Origin of the sequence: Enterobacteriaceae endosymbiont of Macroplea mutica, from assembly GCF_012571345.1 — a bacterium.
Taxonomy (GTDB): domain Bacteria; phylum Pseudomonadota; class Gammaproteobacteria; order Enterobacterales; family Enterobacteriaceae.
In genome coordinates, this window is the sequence record NZ_CP046218.1 from 178,625 (window position 1) to 194,660 (window position 16,036).

At 23.7% G+C, this 16,036-nt stretch carries 11 protein-coding genes and 2 tRNA genes; 2 read left to right on the top strand and 11 right to left on the bottom strand.

Features of this window, described 5'->3' with window-relative positions; translation table 11 throughout:
- Positions 1-45: 45 nt before the first annotated feature.
- The 7 genes from miaA to GJT87_RS00905 form a co-directional block, all read right to left on the bottom strand.
- Positions 46-999: a tRNA (adenosine(37)-N6)-dimethylallyltransferase MiaA gene (gene miaA, locus GJT87_RS00875; protein WP_168895547.1), complete on the bottom strand. Its 954-nt coding sequence runs from the start codon at positions 997-999 to the stop codon at positions 46-48.
- Entirely contained in the window at positions 996-2,693 is a 1,698-nt protein-coding gene (mutL, locus tag GJT87_RS00880; RefSeq protein WP_168895548.1) for a DNA mismatch repair endonuclease MutL, read from the bottom strand. Before mutL ends, miaA begins: the two co-directional genes overlap by 4 nt.
- 44 nt (positions 2,694-2,737) lie before the next feature.
- Positions 2,738-2,811 (bottom strand) — tRNA-Gly (locus tag GJT87_RS00885).
- 91 nt (positions 2,812-2,902) lie between these two features.
- The gene (gene orn, locus GJT87_RS00890; protein WP_168895549.1) at positions 2,903-3,427 is read right to left on the bottom strand and encodes an oligoribonuclease; all 525 of its coding nucleotides are present in this window, start codon (positions 3,425-3,427) and stop codon (positions 2,903-2,905) included.
- Between the two features lie 322 nt (positions 3,428-3,749).
- A complete protein-coding gene (locus tag GJT87_RS00895) occupies positions 3,750-4,322 on the bottom strand; it encodes an elongation factor P (RefSeq protein ID WP_168895550.1) in 573 nt (190 codons plus the stop codon).
- Between the two features lie 667 nt (positions 4,323-4,989).
- Complete coding sequence (gene groL / locus GJT87_RS00900; RefSeq protein ID WP_168895551.1) at positions 4,990-6,639, bottom strand: chaperonin GroEL; 1,650 nt, start codon at positions 6,637-6,639, stop codon at positions 4,990-4,992.
- A 76-nt stretch (positions 6,640-6,715) separates the two neighbouring features.
- Positions 6,716-7,006, bottom strand: a complete 291-nt coding sequence (locus GJT87_RS00905; RefSeq protein ID WP_168895552.1) for a co-chaperone GroES — start codon at positions 7,004-7,006, stop codon at positions 6,716-6,718.
- A gap of 223 nt (positions 7,007-7,229) precedes the next feature.
- Here GJT87_RS00905 and GJT87_RS00910 point away from each other — a divergent pair, with 223 nt between their 5' ends.
- Together GJT87_RS00910 and GJT87_RS00915 are read left to right on the top strand one after the other, a co-directional pair.
- Positions 7,230-8,507, top strand: a complete 1,278-nt coding sequence (locus GJT87_RS00910) for an anaerobic C4-dicarboxylate transporter family protein (RefSeq protein WP_168895553.1) — start codon at positions 7,230-7,232, stop codon at positions 8,505-8,507.
- Between the two features lie 69 nt (positions 8,508-8,576).
- Positions 8,577-8,649: transfer RNA gene (locus GJT87_RS00915), tRNA-Phe, on the top strand.
- Between the two features lie 46 nt (positions 8,650-8,695).
- On the opposite strand, the gene GJT87_RS00920 is transcribed toward GJT87_RS00915, so the two are convergent.
- The 4 genes from GJT87_RS00920 to ilvC form a co-directional block, all read right to left on the bottom strand.
- Positions 8,696-9,664, bottom strand: a complete 969-nt coding sequence (locus tag GJT87_RS00920) for a YgfZ family protein (protein ID WP_168895554.1) — start codon at positions 9,662-9,664, stop codon at positions 8,696-8,698.
- Between the two features lie 126 nt (positions 9,665-9,790).
- Positions 9,791-13,015 (bottom strand): carbamoyl-phosphate synthase large subunit, encoded by a 3,225-nt coding sequence (carB, locus tag GJT87_RS00925; protein WP_168895555.1) that lies wholly within the window; start codon positions 13,013-13,015, stop codon positions 9,791-9,793.
- A 3-nt stretch (positions 13,016-13,018) separates the two neighbouring features.
- Entirely contained in the window at positions 13,019-14,161 is a 1,143-nt protein-coding gene (gene carA / locus GJT87_RS00930) for a glutamine-hydrolyzing carbamoyl-phosphate synthase small subunit (protein WP_168895556.1), read from the bottom strand.
- A gap of 335 nt (positions 14,162-14,496) precedes the next feature.
- On the bottom strand, positions 14,497-15,969 hold the full coding sequence (ilvC, locus tag GJT87_RS00935) for a ketol-acid reductoisomerase (protein ID WP_168895557.1): 1,473 nt from the start codon (positions 15,967-15,969) through the stop codon (positions 14,497-14,499).
- Positions 15,970-16,036 lie beyond the last annotated feature (67 nt).

Consider the following 16,036-nt stretch of genomic DNA (forward strand, 5'->3'; position numbering starts at 1 on the left):
TTATAAAATTTATTAATAACATAAATATGTAATAAAAAATAATTATTATATTAATTGTTTATCTACTAATTTGGCTATCGTATTATATATCATATGTTTATTAGAACTATTTAACCATGTTACATTATCCCATTTTTTTAACCATGTCATCTGTTTTTTAGATAGATATTTTGTCATTAATATAGTTTCATTTAGCATAGTTTGAAAATTAATTTTATTTTTAATAAAATGGAACATTTGTTTATAACCAATACAACGCATAGCTGGATAGTCATATTGTAAAACATTATTGTTTATTAACGATCTAACTTCTTGTTCAAAACCTAACTCAATCATATTAATAATTCTATTATGAATTGCTTTAAATAATTGTGTTTGATCATAATATGTTATTGCAAATTGATGTATAGGATATGGTATATTTAAGTTCGGAATTTTAATTAATGTACTTAATGTTTTGCCTGTTATAAAAAATATTTCTAATGCTCTCATAATCCTTCTTATATCATTATAATGTATTTTTTTAGCAGAAATGGGATCTATAATATTTAACATATCATAATGTGTATAAAATTTATTATTGATAATTTGTTTTGTAATTAAATTTTGTATATGGATAGAAGATTTTGGTATCATAGGTGAAATAGAATACATTAATCTATAAAAATAATACATAGTACCACCAACTAATAATGGTATTTTCCCTTTTTTAATAATATTATGTATTAGCTGAATAGCATCTTGATAAAATTCGTAAACAGAATATTGTTGGCATGGTTCTCTAATATCAATTAACCAATGTTGACAATAAAATTTATTATTTTTATTGGGTTTAGCTGTGCCAATATTCATTTCTTTATAAATTAAAGAAGCATCTACACTAATTAATTCTATCGGTAATGTATGTGCTAATTTCATAGCAATTTCAGTTTTATGAGATGCTGTTGTCCCCATTAAAAAAATAACTATAGGATTTATTTTATTTATATGTGTATTCATATTTTAATTGGTAAAAATAATTTTTTTATAAAATGTATACTAATATCAGTCATTAAAATTTCATATTCTACTAATAAATTAATAATATCATCATATTGCCAAATTTTATTATTATAATATATATAATTTATTATCCAAAATTTTATTGTATTACAAGTAAAAATTGTTTGTGTAGATATATAATCTAATAAAGCTAAAAGTATTTTTTTTACAGAAATTTTTATTAAAAAAATAGGACAAGCAATAATATTTATTTGATATAAAACAATACTGTTTTGTTGAAAAATAAACCCTAACATCACTAAATATTGTTTAATTTTAGTAAATAGTAAATATTCATAACTAGACAATAGAATAGTAATCATAGGATTGTACAATTGTTTACGAATATTAATTTCTATTAAATTTTTATTAAAAATATTATAAAATAATAATGCTACTATATCTTTAATAACTAATTTATATAAATTATTTTTTTGTACTATTATTAAATAAATATTATTTATAATTAATAAAAATTTACCAAAATTTTTAAAATGATATACAGGTTTTGTGTCTAAAAACACAAGATTTTTTTTTGAAATTTTAGTTGAAACATTTTTTGTTATCTGATTAATATTTTGATTAATAAATACATTTTCTAAATCATGAGATGTAAAATATGTTGTATTTTTTAATGTAATTTTTTTATTAATTAAATTTTCTTTATTTGTAATAATTTTTAATATACTTTGTAAGATTAAATCATATATATATTCTATATTATAGAATAAAATATCTGTTTTTTGCGGATGAATATTAATATTTATATTTTTAGATTGAATATTTAAATATATAACATAAGAATATTGTTCATTTGTAATATTATTTTGCAATAACACTGATTTAATAGTTCTTGAAATAAACTTATTATATATAATTCTTTTATTAACAAAAATATACTTTATAGATTTTTTTGTATTCAAACTTAAAAAACCATATAATTTCATATTATGAAGTTGGTGAGATATATTTAATTGATTATAAAGACATTCTTTTCCACAAATTATTTTTATCCGTTTTATATAAGATAAATTATTTGTTACCTTTTCAAAATTGTAAATAATTTTGTTATTATAATAAAAAATGATGTGCGTGTCTAATGATATTAAAATGATACCTTTAATAATATTTTTAATATGAAAAAATTCTATTTGTTCATTAGAAAAAAAAATTTTTTTTACCGGCATATTAAAAAATAAATTTGATACTAGTACAGTTGTGCCTTGTGGATGTGCAATAGGATTGATAAAAATTTTGTTACTGCCAACATCTTGAGTATATAATTTCCAACCTACTAACTGTGTACAAATATTTGATCGTATTTCTATTTGCGATACTGTTCTAATACTAGCTAATGCTTCACCACGGAAGCCTAATGTATAAATATTATCTAAATCATCAATATTTTTAATTTTACTAGTTGTATATTTCTGTAAACATAATAATAAATCATCTTTATTCATACCAATACCATTATCATATACTTTAATAGTTTTTAGACCTCCTCTTTCAACATTAATTTTAATATATGAAGATTTTGCATCAATACTATTTTCTATCAGTTCTTTTATAATAGAAGCCGGTCGTTTTATGACTTCACCAGCAGCAATTTTATTAATAATTTCTGAAGATAAAATTTTAATAGAAGACATATATAAATCATTTATTTTTGTTATATATTGTAATTATAAATGTTAGCGGGAAACGAGATTCGAACTCGCGACCCCAACCATGGCAAGGTTGTGCTCTACCATACTGAGCTATTCCCGCATAATATATTTTATACAATATAAAGCTATATAATATAAAGCTATACGGTCTATCATAAAATCATCTATATGTTATTGTCAATATTTTTTATTTATTTAAAAATAAATTTTTTATAAAATTGTAATTCTCTTATAGATTCATATATATCATCTATAGCTCTATGTTGTTGTTTTTTTTTAAATTTTATAAAAACATCCGGATACCATTGTTTAATAATTTCTTTAAAAGAACTAACATCAACATTACGATAATGAAAGTATTTTTCCAAAYAAGGCATATATTTTGATAAAAATCTTCTATCTTGATATATACTATTACCACACATTGGTGATGTGTTTGGTGGGATATGCATTTTTAAAAAATTTAATAACAAAATTTCTATTTGTAGTTCATTTAGTGTACTGTGTTTAACTTTATCAATTAAACCATTATTTGCATGCATATGATAATTCCATGAATTCATATGATTTAAAATTTTATCTTTTTGATATATAATATAAGTAATACCTGGATAAAGTATTTTTAAATTAATATCAGTAATAACAACTGCAATTTCTAAAATACGATCTATATTAAGATTTAAACCAGTCATTTCTAAATCTATCCATATAAACATATTATAATAATCCTTATATATTACTGTATTTTATATTATAAAATTTAATTTTTTTAACTATTTTTATTGGTATAAAAAATACATATAAATAACTGTATATAATAAAATTTTTATTTATAAACTAATACTTTTTATAATATTATAAATAATAGCATGAACAAATTTTATAACATATATTTATAAATATAAATAATATTAATCATAATGTTTTTTATTTTAATTAATCAATGATTATAATATTATCTAATATGATAATTACAGCAAACAATCATAATTATATTAAAAAAGTTTTAAGATTAATATTTATACAAAAACTTTTTATTTAATATTTGGCTTTTGAAACATATATAATATGTTTTATATCTATAATAATCATATCTCCAGTATTGATAAAATGAGGTACTTTTATAAGTAAACCATTACTTAATTTAGCTTGTTTTGTACCATTATTAATGGTATGTTTTTTATTAATAGTCTGAGTATGTAATACACTAAGTGTAATATGTTTAGGTAAAGTTAAAAATATAGGCTGTGAATTCCAAAAAGTAATATAATAATAACATTGTGGTAATAACCATTTATATTTGTTTTGTACAATGTTTTTAGATAGTATAACTTGTTCAAAATTTTTATTAGACATAAAATAATAAAAAGTATGATTTTCATCATATAAATAAATAAATTTATTTTCAAAAATATCAGCTGTATTTAAAATATAAGTTGCTTTAAAAGTTTTATGAATAAGTTTTTCATTAATTAAATTTCTCATTTTGATTCTAACAAAAGCTTGTCCTTTACCAGGTTTTACAAATTCATTTTTTTCAATTATATATGGTTGTTGTGCAAATATAAACTTCATTCCCACTTTAAAATTATTACCAAAATAATGTGTCATTATATTCTTTTCTCATATATATTTTTTATATATACATATATTACTATATGTATATACTACATATAGTAATGATCAAAAATATAATTTTTTTATTAAATATTCATAGTTATTATACTATTATAAAAATTATTTATATAAATTAAAATATTATTATTGATATTTTATGTACATAAATTATTTATATTAGCAAAATATATTATATTTATAATAAATATATAAAATAATATTTAATTTTTTTATTATATATATAAGGTATCTAATTTATTATATTGAAAATTTTGCGAGGGAAATAACGTTATCATTTATATAATAAGTTATAAGCCATATCACATTAAAATTATTCATATAAATATAAAGTAATAATTATTATATTTTAAAAGTATGACCATCGTAATAAATACAATATAATAAGATCAAAATATCTTAGATAAAGCACCAGACTATAAACATAATTATTATAAATATTAAATACTATATTAATAATGTATGACTAATATTACTAAAATATTTTAGTACTAAATTTAAATAATGAAAATACATATATGTCTAACAAAATTTATTTCATAACACAGATAAGAACTGTGTTCATTATACAAAACACAGTTCTTATCATTATATCAATCATTATAAATATTTATTTAATATCGTAAAAATGATGTAATATATATTACATCATACCACCCATACCACCACCCATACCACTTCCTGGAGGAGTATTATTTATTTCTGATTTTTCATCTTTTGGCAAATCAGTAATCATACATTCAGTTGTAATCATTAATCCTGCAACAGAAGCAGAATATTGTAATGCTGATCTTGTTACTTTAGTAGGATCTAAAATACCAAATTTAATCATATCACCATATTCTTCACTAGCTGCATTATAACCATAATTACCATGACCATCTTTAACATTATTAGCTACAACAGAAGGTTCTTCACCAGAATTAGATACTATCTGACGTAATGGCGCTTCCATAGCTCTTAAAGCTACTTTAATGCCCATATTTTGATCTTCATTTTGTCCTGTAAGATGTACTAATTTTGCTGCAACACGTACTAAAGCAACACCACCACCTGCAACTACTCCTTCTTCAACAGCTGCTCTAGTCGCATGCAATGCATCTTCTACACGCGCTTTTTTTTCTTTCATTTCTACTTCTGTAGCTGCACCAACTTTTAATACTGCTACACCACCAGCTAATTTTGCTACTCTTTCTTGTAATTTTTCACGATCATAATCAGATGTAGCTTCATCTATTTGTTGTCTAATTTGTAATACTCGGCCAGAAATATCAGCTTGTTTGCCCATTCCATCAATAATAGTTGTAGTATCTTTATTAATCACAATACGTTTAGCTTGGCCTAAATCATCTAATGTTGTTTTTTCTAATTCTAATCCTATTTCTTCAGAAATAACATTACCACCTGTGAGAATRGCAATATCTTGTAACATTGCTTTACGACGATCACCAAAACCAGGAGCCTTCACAGCTGCAACTTTTACAATACCACGCATAGTATTAACTACTAAAGTTGCTAAAGCTTCTCCATCCACGTCTTCAGCAATAATTAATAGAGATTTGCTAGATTTTGCAACGGTTTCTAATATAGGTAACATTTCACGTATATTTGATAACTTTTTATCTACCAATAATATATATGGATGTTCTAACTCTACAGTACCAGATTCAGCTTTGTTAATAAAATACGGTGATAAATACCCTCTATCAAACTGCATTCCTTCTACAACATCTAATTCATCTTGTAAACCACTACCTTCTTCAACCGTAATTACACCTTCTTTACCTACTTTACCCATAGCTTGCGCAATTAAATCACCAACAGTTTCATCAGCATTAGCTGAAATAGTACCTACTTGCGCTATAGATTTAGAATCAGAACAAGGCACAGATAATACTTTTAATTCTTCTACAGCAGCAATAACAGCTTTATCAATACCCCTTTTTAAATCCATAGGATTCATACCAGCTGCAACAGCTTTTAAACCCTCTGTAACAATAGCTTGTGCTAAAACACTAGCAGTAGTTGTGCCATCACCTGCTGCATCATTAGCTTTAGACGCTACCTCTTTTACCATTTGAGCGCCCATATTTTCAAACTTATCTTCTAATTCAATTTCCCTTGCTACAGTCACACCATCTTTAGTAATAGCAGGAGCACCAAAAGACTTATCTAAAACTACATTACGTCCTTTAGGACCTAAAGTAATTTTCACGGCATCTGCTAATATGTTCACACCACGTAACATTTTAACACGGGCATCATTACCAAATTTTACATCTTTCGCTGACATTTGATATATCCTTAAATTAACATTAATATGAAGGTAAATAAACTTTAAATGTTATTTATCATAATCTTTTATATTACTACTTCACAATAGCTAAAATATCACTTTCAGACATTATTAAAACTTCATCATTATCAATTTTTTCAGTTTTAACACTATAACCATCATTAAATATTACTACATCACCTTTTTTTACATCCAAAGGTTTAACAGTACCATTATCTAATATGCGTCCTTTCCCTACGGCTAATACTACACCACGAGTAGATTTACCAGCAGCAGTACCCGTTAAAACAATACCACCTGCTGATTTAGATTCAACTTCTTGACGTTTAACAATAACACGATCATGCAATGGACGAATATTCATTTTTAGGTATTCTCCTATCATAACTACGTAATTATTTTAATATAAAAATATAATGTTTTACTAAGTAACGTGTCCAAGAGATGAGGACAGATATACACTGTTTCAAGTCTTTACAAATAAAATTTTTATTTTAACGCATATTATTTTTATAAAAAATATTATTTATTAATATTATTTGTGAAATATAATAAATATATTACTGGTTTTTACATAAAGGGAAAAAATGTTTATTATTGAATGCATTATATTCATTATCATTATTTATTTAGGTAAAAAAACAGGAGGTATAGGATTAGGATTATTTAGTTGTGTAGGAGTTTTAATATTAACATTATGTTTTAATCATAAAATTGGTAGTATTCCATTAGATGTCATAGCAATTATATTATCTGTAACGATTATGATTTCTATTTTATATTTATCAGATGGTATTAATTATTTAATTTATTATGTAAATAAGTTGCTAATACAACAACCTAAGTATATTATTATAGTAGCTCCTATAATAACATATTTTATCACATTAATTACAGGAACTAGTTACACGGCATTATCTATTTTCCCGGTTATTATGCATATTTCTAAAAAAAATAACATACAACCTGTATATCCATTGTCAATATCTGTAGTAGCATCACAAGTAGCTATTATTGCTTCACCAATATCTGCTGCTTTTATATATTTTTCTAAAATATTAGAACCATTTGGTATTAATTATTTTATCTTATTGACTATCTTTATCCCTTCAACTTTTATAGCTGTTTTGTTAACTTCATTATTTACTAGTATTTGGTATAATTTTAATCATAAATATGATGTGACTAATATTACTTCATATAATGATATTGAAAAAAAAAAATTATTTAGTATAAAAGGTAAGTATTCTTTTATATTATTTTGTATTGGTCTTGGTACTATTTTGATATATAATGTTTTATGTAATATTTATAATATAAATAATAGTATTCCTAGAACTGAATCTATAATATTATTTATGTTAACTATATCATTAGTAATACATTTAGTTTGTCAAACGAATATCAAAAAAATAACACAAACTAAAATTTTTCAAATGGGCATAGAAGCTTGTATATGTATTATTGGAGTTGCGTGGTTTAGCGATACATTTATACATGCACATATGAATATTATAAAACTATATATTTTATATATTATACCATATAAACCTATTATATTAGTAATTACGTTACTTTTTATCACATCATTATGTTACTCACAAGCAGTTACTACAAGAGCAATTATTCCCTACTTAATTATTTTAGGTGTGCCTGTAAAAACTATTATTAGTATTTTTACAGCCGTTGCAGGAGTATTTATCTTGCCAACATATCCTACTATTTTATATGCAGTTGAAATAGATGATACTGGTTCTACTAAAATAGGTAAATATATATTTAATCATCCATTTTTAATACCTGGAATACTAATTATTGTAATATCTATCATAATAAATTTTATAATTATTCATTTTATGATTTAATGATAATAAAAAACATATTGACGAAAAATAGTATTTTTTGTTATGATAATAACAATGTAGCTTTGCATCGCCCGAATAGCTCAGTTGGTAGAGCAGTGGACTGAAAATCCCCGTGTCGGTGGTTCAATTCCGCCTTCGGGCATGATTAAATGATTTATATAAACTAAAAATTTTATAATATAAAAATATCATTTTTGTATGTATAAAGCATAACTTTTATGTTCTCTTAATATCTTGATATTAACATTATGCATAATGGTCATTTTAGCCATAATTTGTATTAAACAATATCGATTATAAGTAGAATAATATATAGCTAAAATATAACCATTGATTATATGATGTTTGTTTGTTAATTTATGTTGGCTGGTAATTATTAATCTATCGTTAATCATAGGTATAATATTTTCTATTTTTATTTTTATACTAAAAAGTTTGTTATTATTATAATTATGATTAGCCATATAAATTTTATTTATGATTTCTTGTCCTATATAACATCCTTTATGTAAATCTATAGCATGGAATTTATACATATTAATTTCTTGTGGAATAAATTTTGCAAAATTATGTTTATCAATAATAGGATAACCCATTTGACAAAATAATTTTATATCATAATTATATGCAAGAGAAATTTTATGATATTTAATATATGAAGATATATTATTTATATTATTTACAATAATAATTGTAAAATATTTATTATGTGATATAGTACGTATTTTTAATACGATATTCTCTTTATCAATAAATAAAGAAGTTTTATGTATAAAAGCATTTGAGTTTTGTAAAACTTTTAATAAAAAATTTCGAGTAGTATTATTATCAGCATATATGCCGACTAATGATTTAGTAGAACATAAAATCTGTATATCATACAAAAAAATATATTTTTTTATACTATTTAAATATATTTTAGCTATATTTTTCCTAATTATATAACCATAATGATTATGTTTATATTTAAAAATTTGCATATTAGTTAATAGTCTACCTTTTGAATTGCAATGACAAGAATATAAAAAATTTTTTTGGTCTGTTAAATGATTAATATTAATAGTAAGTTGATGTTGTAAAAATTTTTTACTATCTTTACCTTTAACAATAATTAAAATCCAATGATCTAATGGAATAAATTTTAATATAGTTTTCATATGTTATTTTTTAATTATATAAAAAATATTATTTTTTATATAATTAAAAAATAATATTTAGTATATTAATGGATGTTTTATAAAACACTAATTTCTATATAATAAATTACTATATTTGATTTCTAATTAATATATATTGAATGTTTTATGTAGTTCTTGTAATGCATATATTTTATTTTTTGTATAATTACTGACAATAGATGTAATTGTAGCAAACGCACTTTGAATAGTAGTATTAAAGTAAACATTATTTTGCAAAGCTGTAATACGTATTATTTTAGATTTTTGTATAGATTTTGGACTTAAAGCAGTAATAATAATATAATTATATCGTCTATTTTTAATATTATTAATAATATTTTTAGATATATTATCATGCACTACCATAACAGGTATATTATTTTGTTGTAATATTTTTGCAGTACCTGGAGTAGCTTCAATTGTATAACCATGTTTAATTAACTGTTTTGTTAAAACTAAGCTATATTTTTTATCTTGATTACTTAAGGATAACAATACAATACTGTTTAACTTATAAAGATCATTATTCATATGTAATATAATTTTAGAGAAAGCTTCTGCAAATGTCATGCCAATACCCATAATTTCACCAGTAGATTTCATTTCCGGGCCTAATATAGGATCAACACCATCAAATTTATTAAAAGGTAGAATTGATTCTTTAATAGCAAAATATTTTGGTATTATTTCTCGAGTAATATTTAATTGTGCTAAAGTATAACCAGCCATAACTAAAGCGCCTATTTTTGCTATTGGGACCCCAATCGTTTTAGAAAGAAAAGGAATAGTACGTGATGCACGAGGATTGACTTCTATTAAATATATTTGATTATTTTTTATAGCAAACTGAAGATTAATTAAACCACAGATATTAATTTTATAAGATATTTTACGTACTTGTTGTTTAATATTGTTTATTAATGATTGATTTATAGTATATGTTGGTACAACACAAGCAGAATCACCAGAATGTATACCAGCTTGTTCAATATGTTCCATAATGCCGCCGATAAAAACATCATTACCATCACAAATAGCATCAACATCTATTTCTATGGCATTATCTAAAAATTTATCTAACAAAACTTCAGTATGCTGAGTAATGTTTTGTAAAAAATATTGTTTTAATTCTTTTTTATTATATACAATTTGCATTGCTTGTCCACCTAATACATATGATGGCCTAACTATTACAGGATAACCAATAATATCAGATTGTATAAGAGCATTTTTAAGATTATGTACAATATAATTTGTTGGTTGTTGTAATTTTAAACTATGAATAATATTTTTAAATTTATCTCTATTTTCTGCTATGTCTATATTATTAGGTGTAGTTCCTAAAATATTAACTCCTTCTTGAGCAAGATATTTCGCAATATTTAACGGTGTTTGCCCGCCATATTGTACAATAACACCTTGAGGTTTTTCAATATTAATAATATCTAATATTTTTTCTATATTTAATGGTTCAAAATATAATTTATCAGAAATATCATAGTCTGTTGATACAGTTTCAGGATTACAATTAACCATAATTGTTTCAAAATTTTTTTCTCGTAATGCTAAAGCAGCATGTACACAACAATAGTCAAATTCAATACCTTGTCCGATTCTATTTGGTCCGCTACCTAAAATAATGATTTTTTTTGGATTATGAGTTACATAAGCTTCACATTCAGAACTATAAGTAGAATATATATATGCTGTATTAGTATCAAATTCTGCTGCACATGTATCTACTCTTTTATATACAGGATAAATTTTTTTATTATATCTTAAGGTTCTAATATTTTTTTCACATGTATGTACTAACTTAGCAATTCTCATATCAGAAAAACCTTTTTGTTTTAGAAAGCGAAAGAACTGTGTATTTTCTAAACCCTTAATTCCTAATTTAAGCACTTTTTGTTCAATGTTGATTAAATCTTGTATTTGATATAAAAACCATACATCAATTTTGGATAATTGATGTATTTTCATTAACGTTATACCAAATCTAAAAGCATCAGCAATAAATTGTATTCTATTTGGACCAGCATAAGATAATTCATATATAATTTTTTTAGTATTTGCATTATTTTGTATAAGAACTTTTGGATCAAAACCACTAATATTATTATCTAAACTGCATAAGGCTTTTTGTAAAGCTTCCTGAAAGTTAGTGCCAATAGCCATAACTTCACCTACAGATTTCATTTGTGTAGATAATCTATGATTGGTTTCATGAAACTTTTCAAAATTAAATTTTGGTATTTTTACCACCACATAATCTATAGAAGGTTCAAATGCAGCAGATATTTTATTATTGGTAATATCATTATTTAATTCATCTAATGTATAACCAATAGATAATTTTGCAGAAATTTTTGCTATAGGAAATCCTGTTGCTTTAGAAGCAAGTGCAGAAGAACGTGATACACGAGGGTTCATTTCAATAACAACTAATTTACCTGTTATAGGATTAACTGCAAATTGTACATTAGCTCCTCCTGAATTAATACCAATGTTTTTTATAATGCTAATAGCAGCATTACGCATAATTTGATATTCTTTATCAGATAAAGTTTGTGCAGGTGCTACTGTAATGGAATCACCAGTATGTATGCCCATAGGATCAATATTTTCAATAGAGCATATAACGATGCAATTACCATGTGCATCTCTTATCATTTCTAATTCATATTCCTTCCAACCTATTAAAGATTCATCAATTATTAATTCATGAATAGGCGATAATATTATTCCTTGTGTACAAATATCCGTAAATTCTTGCAAATTATATGCTATACCACCACCAGAACCACCCATAGTATAAGAAGGACGTATAATGCATGGATAACCTATTTTTTTTACAACATCTAATGCTTCTCGTAAATTATGTACTGTATAAGATTCAGCTATATTTAAACCTATTTGTTGTATAATCTTGTTAAAAATATTTCTATTTTCAGCACGATGAATGGCTTTAATAGTAACACCAATAATTTGAACGTTATATTTAGTTAAAATCTTTGTTTCATATAATTGCAATATGCAATTTAAAGCTGTTTGTCCACCCATAGTAGGTAAAATTGCATCTGGTTTTTCTTTTATTATAATTTTAGTAATTGTTTCACATGTAATAGGTTCAATATATGTGATATCGGCAAGGTCCGGATCCGTCATAATAGTAGCTGGATTAGAATTAATTAAAATTAATTTATATCCTTCTTCTTTTAATGCTTTACAAGCTTGTGTTCCAGAATAATCAAATTCACACGCTTGTCCAATAACGATAGGGCCTGATCCTATAATCAGAATACTTTTTATATCAGTACGTTTTGGCATATTTTATATACTCTTTTTTATTTTGATAGAACAATATTGTTGTATTAATTGTATAAAATAATCAAATAATATTGCAATATCATGTGGTCCTGGATTACCTTCAGGATGTCCTTGGAAACCAAAAGCAGGTTTATGCCGGTGATGTATACCTTGAATAGTTCTATCAAAAAGAGATATATGAGTAATATATAAATTTTTTGGAATATTATGTTTATCTATTGTAAAACCATGATTTTGTGTAGTAATAAATATTTTATTATTTAATAAATTTTTTACAGGATGATTACTACCATGATGTCCTACAAACATTTTTTTTATTTTAGCATTATTCGCTAATGCTAATAATTGATGTCCTAAACAAATACCAAAAATTGGTATATTAGTAGTAAGTATTTGTTTTATAGTATTAATAATATTAGTACAAGGTCTAGGATCACCAGGACCATTAGATAAAAAAATACCATCAGGATTTAAAGCCATAATTTCATTAAAAGAAGTAGTAGCAGCGACAATAGTAACATAACAACCACGATCTACTAACATGTTTAAAATATTATTTTTAATACCAAAATCATATGCAATAACATGCATCATATAATAATTATATCTTTTTTTTTGTAATTCAATTACATTGCGATCTATATTACTATGTATCCATGAATAATTTACTTTAGTAGTAACATGTTGTACTAAATTTTTCTTTATATATTTTTTTTTAAAAATATGAATTTTATCTAATATATTTTCTTTTTTATAATTATTATTGCCAGTAATAATACAACCATAATTGTTTTTTTTATTACGTAATAATCTTGTTAATTGTCGTGTATCAATATTAGTAATGGTAATAATATTATTTTTTTTTAAAAAAATATCTAATGTAGTATAACTACGATAATTACTAGCTATCATAGATATATTTTGTATTACTAATCCTTGTAAAAATATTTTTGATGATTCGTTATCATGTAGTGAAATACCTACATTACCAATATGCGGATATGTTAAAACAACAATTTGTTTATAATAAGATGGATCAGTAATAATTTCTTGGTATCCAGTCATAGATGTATTAAAAACAAATTCTCCTGTTACCATACCATCAATACCTATAGATTGACCTAAAAATTCGGTGCCATCTTCCATAATGAGACACGCTGTGTTTTTAAACAAAAACCCTCCTACTTATCAAAGTTATTATTTTTAATAAAAATTATATTAATCGTATTGTCATTAAAAATATCTTTTATATTGCAAAATGTGTAATAAGTATTTTAAAAAATAGAATAAAAATTATATGTTTTTTTAAAAATTACTATTTTAATAAATAATAAACAACATAATAATATTATTTAATATATTTTTGATATAAAGATATATTGTTATTTTTTACAAAATATTTCAGTATTTAATATGTATAAATATTTTTATTTTATAATAATTTCTCATACTCTCTTAACAATTAAGAGAGTAAAAAAATATTAAGATAATATCTTTTGTAAAGATTTCATATGAATCATATATTTACGTAAAATTATTCCTATTTTTTCAATAGGATGATCATGAATCTTATTCTGAATATGTAACAAAGTTATATTATTAACATTCATACTTAATTTTTTAATACCTAGATCTTCTCGTGTTAAAGTATCTATAAAATTTTGCAATAATGGTATTGCCCTATGAGTAAACAAATAATTACCATATTCAGCTGTATCAGATATAGTTTTATTCATTTCATATAATTTTTTTCTTTTTATGGTATTTGCTATTAGTGGTAATTCATGTAGTGATTCATAATATGCAGAAATATTAGATATGCCAGTTTCCGTCATAATTTCATATGCTAGTTCCACGCTMGCTTTAATAATAGCAACCATAAACACACCATGTTCAAAAACATATTGTTCTGTTAATATATTTTTTTCACTAACAATATTTTCAAAACTATGTTGTTGATACTGTTTTCTCCATGTTAATAAATTTATATCATTATTTTCCCAATCAGTTATCATGTTTTGTGAAAATGTTCCAGATATAATATCATCCATATGTATTTTGAACAACGGTTGTAATATTTTTTTTAATCGCATAGATAAGTAATATGCATGTATTTTACTCATATTATCTAATCGATCCATCATTAAACTTATTCCACCCTGTTTTAAGGCTTCAGTAATATATTCCCAGCCGTATTGAATTAATTGTGAAGCAGTTATAGGTTTAACATGTAGACTAATAAGTTTATCATAAAATATCATAGAAGCTGTTTGTAGCATACCACATAATACTGTTTGTTCACCCATCAAATCAGATTTAACTTCTGCAGCAAATGAAGATTCTAACACACCTGCTTTGTGACTACCTATAGATACAGCCCAAGCTTTTGCTATTTCTAAAGCATCATGATCATAATTATTATGAATAGCAATTAATGCTGGTACCCCAAAACCACGTTGAAATTCTTCTCTTACTTCTGTGCCTGGACATTTTGGTGCTACCATTATTATATTAATATTACTTGGAAATTGCTCGCCTTCTTCAATAATATTAAAGCCATGTGAATATCCTATTGTAACTTTTTTTTTTAATAAAGGTTTAATATTTTTAAAAACTTTTTTATGTTGTTTATCTGGTGTTAGATTAATAATTAGATCTGCATATGGTATTAGTTCTTGTATAGTTCCAACAACAAAATCATGTTTTTTTGCTCTTTGCCATGAAATATTTTTATATATAATCGCATTCCTTGTTAGAACATATGAAACATCTAATCCAGAATCTCTCATATTTAATCCTTGATTTAATCCTTGCGCACCACAACCAATAATAACAATTTTTTTATTTTTAAGAATTTTATTCCCTTGTTCAAATTCTTTATTTGTCATTAAACGCGATTTTTGCAATGTATTTAATTTTTCACGGAAGTTTAAAGTATTAAAATAATTATTCATAGATATAGCAACCTTCTATATATAGTACTGATAAACACTAATATATTTATCATAATAATAAAAATAT

Excerpts from the sequence above, each read along its gene's own strand:
- GJT87_RS00910 (WP_168895553.1), top strand. The coding sequence starts at position 7,230 with ATGTTTATTATTGAATGCATTATATTCATTATCATTATTTATTTAGGT.
- miaA (WP_168895547.1), bottom strand. The coding sequence starts at position 999 with ATGAATACACATATAAATAAAATAAATCCTATAGTTATTTTTTTAATG.
- mutL (WP_168895548.1), bottom strand. The coding sequence starts at position 2,693 with ATGTCTTCTATTAAAATTTTATCTTCAGAAATTATTAATAAAATTGCT.
- GJT87_RS00895 (WP_168895550.1), bottom strand. The coding sequence starts at position 4,322 with ATGACACATTATTTTGGTAATAATTTTAAAGTGGGAATGAAGTTTATA.
- GJT87_RS00905 (WP_168895552.1), bottom strand. The coding sequence starts at position 7,006 with ATGAATATTCGTCCATTGCATGATCGTGTTATTGTTAAACGTCAAGAA.
- carB (WP_168895555.1), bottom strand. The coding sequence starts at position 13,015 with ATGCCAAAACGTACTGATATAAAAAGTATTCTGATTATAGGATCAGGC.
- GJT87_RS00920 (WP_168895554.1), bottom strand. The coding sequence starts at position 9,664 with ATGAAAACTATATTAAAATTTATTCCATTAGATCATTGGATTTTAATT.
- carA (WP_168895556.1), bottom strand. The coding sequence starts at position 14,161 with ATGGAAGATGGCACCGAATTTTTAGGTCAATCTATAGGTATTGATGGT.